Below are 4,880 nucleotides of genomic sequence, written 5' to 3'. Positions count from 1 at the left end.
CACCAGGCCGATCGCGATCCGGTACCAGCCGAAGATCCGGAAGGTGTTGCGTGCCAGGAAGGCCAGCAGCGCCTTGACCACCAGCACCGCGCTGATGAAGGCGCACACGAAGCCGACCAGGATCAGGCCGGCATCATCCAAGGTAATGACGTGACGCTGCTTCCACAGGTCGTAGGAGGCGGCGGCGAGCATGGTCGGCATGGCCAGGAAGAAGCTGAACTCGGCGGCGGCCCGCCGGTCCACCCCCATCACGAGCGCGCCCATGATCGTGGCACCGGAGCGCGACACGCCTGGGATCATCGCCAGCGCCTGGCAGAACCCGACCAGCAGGGCGCGCAGCGGCGTCATCGCCTCCGCGCGGTGGATCTCCGCGGGCGGGTGGAAGCGCTCGATCACGAGGATCAGGATGCCGCCCAGGATCAGGTTGATCGGCACGATGATCACATGGGCGAACAGGCTCTTGATCTGGCCGTGCAGGGCTAAGCCAATGAGCGCCGCCGGCAGGAAGCCCAATGCCATCGCCAGGATGAACCGCCGGGCCGCTGGAGAGTGCGGTGCATCGCGCAGGATGGCCCACAGCCGGGTCACATAGAGGCTCAGCACTGCCAGGATCGCGCCGAACTGGACCGGCACCACGAACAGGTCGACGAACCGCTCGTCCACGCCCATCAACCAGCCGGCTAGCAGCAAATGACCGGTCGAGGATACGGGCAGGAACTCGGTGAGACCTTCGACCAGGCCCAAGAGCGCGGCCTGAAGCAGCGAGAGATCGCTTTCCATCATCAACCTGTCATGTGGATTGCCGGAAGTCGCCAGGTCACTGCCGGCGCAGGTGGAAAAGCACCGGAGCACGGCCATCGCGCAAGGGGCTGTCCATCACCAGCGACGATCGGCTACGCTGTGCCGGAGGGGTTCATGCGGACCGGTCCGGCCGCCAGGGCGGCCTGCCGGACGGGTGCTGGGGAGAAGGTCTTGGGTCTGAGTGCCTGGAAGGTCATGCTGGTGATGGGCGTGGTGGCGCTCCTGTTCCTGCCGCGACTCATCCGCATGGGCGACATGGTCAAGGGGCTGGCGCGGCGGCTCGACCCGGAGGCCCGCGAGGCCGGCGGCAGCCGCTTCGGCATGGATGACGGCACGGTGATCGACGGGGACACTGGGTATGTGGTGCCGAAGGCGCCACCGCCGCCGCCGAAGCCATCACTGGCCGAGCGGATCGGCCTGATGCTGGGTCGGCTGACCCGGCGGATCACTCAGCGCCTCTCGGCCTGACGATCCGGCGTGCCGGCCCGGCTGCCGGGCAGCTTGAGGTCGAACGGCATGGCCGGGTCGAAGCCCAGCATGCCGCGCAGGTCGATCAGGCGGGGCGGCCGCTTGGTCACGAACGGCAGGGGCCGCAGCAGCCGGATCGCCTGCAGGCCCAGCCTGCCGGCCAGCAGGGCATTGCCCGCACCCTGGCCGGCCTTGGCCGACAGGATGCTCATGAACGACGCCCCGAGATGCTCGGTGGTGGCATGGGCCAGCACGTCCGCCGCCCCGGCCAGTGCGGCATTGCGGAAGCTCAGCCGCAGGAGGCGCAGCACGGTGAGCCGGCCCGGCGGCACGCCATAAAGGCCGGCCAGCCGCTGCAGCATCGCGAACGTCCGGGTGAGCACCACCAGCGCATCGAGCAGGCCGGTGGGTGTGACCGCGGTGAGCACGGCGATGTCCCGGGCCCCCATGCCGACGATGCGCACGGCCTGCTCGTCCAACTCGTTCAGCACCATCCGCTCGTAGAGCTCAATGCGCTCCCCGTCCGCCAGGGCATCGGAAGCCTGCCGCTCGTAGCGCGCCAGCGCCTGCGGCACGCCCGGAACCGGCCGGATCAGCGCCGAGATCTCCTCCAGGCGCCTAGCAGCACTGCCATGTAGCTCGGAGCCCGCCAGCCGCTCGATCTCGGCGCGGATCTCGGCGCGCTGGTCCAGCGACCGCCAGCGCTGCATCCCCCGCCAGGCGAGCACGGTGCCGCTGCCCACGGCGACGATCGACAGGATGCCCAGCGGGCCGGCCAGCCAGGGCGAGGCGTCCATCAGGTCCCGCACCCACAGGACGAACTGGCCGACCAGCACCGTCACCACCAGCAGCGCCAGCGACAGCTTGAGCCAAAAGCCGATGCCGCGCTGGCGCCGGCCCACCGGCGGGGCCGGGATCAGCTCGGCGGTGTCTGCGGCGACCGGCAGCGCGGGATCCAGCTCCTCGCCGGCCGGACGGGCACCCGGCGGCGGCTCGACCGCGCCGATCCGTGGATCGTCGGGGCTGAGCTCGAACGGCGGGATCGGTTCCTTGGGGCTCATGTCAACCGGTCTCCGACCGCGGCTTCCAGGAGCTGATCGAGCCGGATGTGGCTGGCCGCCCCGTTGCGGCCGCGCGGCAGGCGGCGTGGCGCGAAGTCGCGGAAGCGGAACCGGCCGGACGTCCAGTCATGGGGTTCGGGCAGGTCGGGCGGCAGCTCGCCCGGGAACAGCACGGTCTCCTGGCCGGTCTCGACCAGCCGGCCCTTCAGGCAGGACAGGACCTGACCGTGCAGCTCGGTGCGCACCACGTCGGTGGAGCGCAAGGCCGCCACGGCCAGCACCTCGTGAGGTGCGCCGGCAAAGCGAGTGTGGCGGGAGGAGGGGGCAATCATGATCTCCAGGAGCTGCTTCATCGCGGCATGTTGCGAGGGGGCGATATGGTCCGCCTTGGTGGCGGCGAACACCAGCCGGTCGATCTTCGGGGTCAGCCAGTTGGTCAGGATGCTGCCGCTGCCGTAACGGAACGAGCGTACCACGGTCGCAAGCGATTCCTGCACGTCCTCGAAATGGTCTGGGCCGCGATTGAGCGCGGTGAGCAGGTCGACCAGCACGATCTGCCGGTCGAAGCGGGAGAAATTATCCCGGTAGAACGGCTTGACCAGCTCGTCCCGGTAGCGCTCGAACCGGCGCTCGAACCGGGCACCCAGCGAGTCATAGGGCAGGGGTGCTGAGGAAAGCGGCAGCGGGCAGAACCTGATCAGCTCCTCGTCAGCGATCTTGCTGCGGTCGACGAACCGGCCCGGCTGGATGAAGGACAGGCCGAGCTCCTCTTGGCAGGCATGGAGATAGGCGCGATAGGCCTCAGCTAGCCGGGCCTCCAGCGCCGGGTTGCCCGGTGCCTGCGGATCCACCCCCTTCAGGAGCTCCTGCCATTCCGCCGCCGCCGGCTGGCGGATCGGCCGCTCCGCCAGCGCCAGGGCGTGCGCTGAGAAGGTGCGGAAGTCGTGCTCCAGCAGCGGCAGGTCCAGGAGCCACTCGCCCGGGTAGTCGACGATTTCGATGAAGTGCCGGCGGGTCGGGTCGATCAGCCGGCCGAGCCTGTGCCCGGTGCGATAGAGGATCTCAATGGCGAGCCCGCTCAGCCGGTCGGTCGGCTGCGGCCAAGTCGGCGTCTCGCGCGCCAGCCCGGCCACCGCCTCCTCCAGAGGAAAGGGCGGCAGGTCGCGCAGCGGCACGAGCCTGGTCGCGTCCAGCCGGTTCTCGGCCACTACCGACAGGAATGGCAGGCCGGACGGCTCCAGCAGGTGATGGGCCAGGCAGGTCGTGAGCACGGTCTTGCCGCTGCGGCGCAGCCCGGTGATGGCGAACCGGGTGCGGTCGCGCACCATGCCGGTGGCGAGGTCGGTCAGGCCGCGGCGCAGCCCGTCCAGCTCGTCGCCGATCGCGGTGAAGATCGAGCCGCCGAACCTCAAGGCAGCACCACCCAGCCGTCCAGCACCATGCCAAGGAACAGGGCCAGGCCGACAAAGCGGTGGCGGCGGAAGGCGCGCAGGCAAGCCGCCGGGTCGTCGATCGGCACGGTTCTGGCCTCGTGGAGCAGGTACACGGCGATGAGCAGGAGGGTGCCCGCGAAGATCGGGCCCTTGCCCGCCAGCCAGCCCCCTGCTGCCCAGCCCAATATGGTGGTGGCGTAGAAGAGGAAAAGCCAGCGGTGGGTCTGCGCGCCGAACAGCCGGGCCGTGGAGCGGACCCCGATCAGCGCGTCGTCCGCCTTGTCCTGGTGGGCGTAGATCGTGTCGTAGCCGATCGTCCAGGCGATGGAGCCGGCATAGAGCAGCAGGATCGCCGGTGCCGGCGCGCCCGCTGCCACGCCGCCCACCAGCACACCCCAGTTGAAGGTGATGCCGAGAAAGGCCTGCGGCCACCAGGTGATCCGCTTCATGAACGGGTAGATCACCACCAACGGCAGGGCCAGGAGGGCGGTCAGCGCCGCCGGAGCCGGCAGGACCAGGAGGACGAGGCCGCCCACCAGGGTCTGCACCGCCGTGAACAGGGCCGCCTGGCGCATGGACAGGGCACCCGATGCCAGCGGCCGGGCCCGGGTCCGCTCCACCCGGGCGTCGAACTCCCGGTCGGCCATGTCGTTGACCGTGCAGCCCGCCCCGCGCATGGCGACGGCGCCGATGGCGAAGGCCGCCAGCAGGACCGGGTCGGGCAGGCCCGGCGCCAGCGCCAGGCCCATCCAGCAGGGCAGCAGCAGCAGCCAGGTCCCGATCGGCCGGTCCCAGCGGGCGAGGGTCGCATAGGGGCGGAGGGAGGCCGGCAGCCGGTCGGTCCAGTGGTGCTGGCGATCGGCGACGGAAGCGGACGGCAGGTTCGACATGCCGGCCTTTTAGCGGCACACAAGGCCCGCGCGAAGCCGCCCCTGCCGGCCGTGGTGGGGAAGGCGACGCCCAACCGAGCGAGATGGAGGGATCCGGCTTGAGCACGATCCGGCTGTTCGTGCCGGGCCCGTTGCGGACCGGAGCGCAGCTCGACCTGGACGAGGCGCGGGCGCATTATCTGGCCCGGGTGATGCGGCGGACCGAAGGCGATCCGCTCGAGCTGTTC

The 4,880-nt window shown here is 70.3% G+C and carries 5 protein-coding genes; 1 reads left to right on the top strand and 4 read right to left on the bottom strand.

The features are described 5' to 3' along the window. The coding region (locus tag EQG76_RS13020) for an undecaprenyl-diphosphate phosphatase (protein ID WP_200840784.1) at window positions 1–780 on the bottom strand (780 nt) is incomplete at its 3' end. A gap of 135 nt (window positions 781–915) precedes the next feature. Here EQG76_RS13020 and EQG76_RS13015 point away from each other — a divergent pair. Next, window positions 916–1,269, top strand: a complete 354-nt coding sequence (locus EQG76_RS13015; protein ID WP_159713965.1) for a hypothetical protein — start codon at window positions 916–918, stop codon at window positions 1,267–1,269. Here the strand turns inward: EQG76_RS13015 and EQG76_RS13010 are convergent. Genes EQG76_RS13010 through ubiA form a run of 3 tightly spaced genes read right to left on the bottom strand, consistent with a single transcriptional unit; the run spans window position 1,251 to window position 4,653 of the window. After that, window positions 1,251–2,330, bottom strand: coding sequence for a TIGR01620 family protein (locus EQG76_RS13010; RefSeq protein ID WP_159713963.1), 1,080 nt, complete (start codon window positions 2,328–2,330; stop codon window positions 1,251–1,253). The genes EQG76_RS13015 and EQG76_RS13010 overlap by 19 nt on opposite strands. Then, window positions 2,327–3,742: a YcjX family protein gene (locus EQG76_RS13005; protein ID WP_159713961.1), complete on the bottom strand. Its 1,416-nt coding sequence runs from the start codon at window positions 3,740–3,742 to the stop codon at window positions 2,327–2,329. Before EQG76_RS13005 ends, EQG76_RS13010 begins: the two co-directional genes overlap by 4 nt. Continuing rightward, a complete protein-coding gene (gene ubiA, locus EQG76_RS13000) occupies window positions 3,739–4,653 on the bottom strand; it encodes a 4-hydroxybenzoate octaprenyltransferase (RefSeq protein WP_159713959.1) in 915 nt (304 codons plus the stop codon). Before ubiA ends, EQG76_RS13005 begins: the two co-directional genes overlap by 4 nt. Window positions 4,654–4,880: the final 227 nt, after the last annotated feature.

Origin of the sequence: Geminicoccus flavidas, from assembly GCF_009806515.1 — a bacterium.
Classification (GTDB): Bacteria; Pseudomonadota; Alphaproteobacteria; order Geminicoccales; family Geminicoccaceae; genus Geminicoccus; species Geminicoccus flavidus.
Note: the sequence above shows the minus strand (reverse complement) of the source record. Positions and strands in the feature narration are given on the sequence as shown.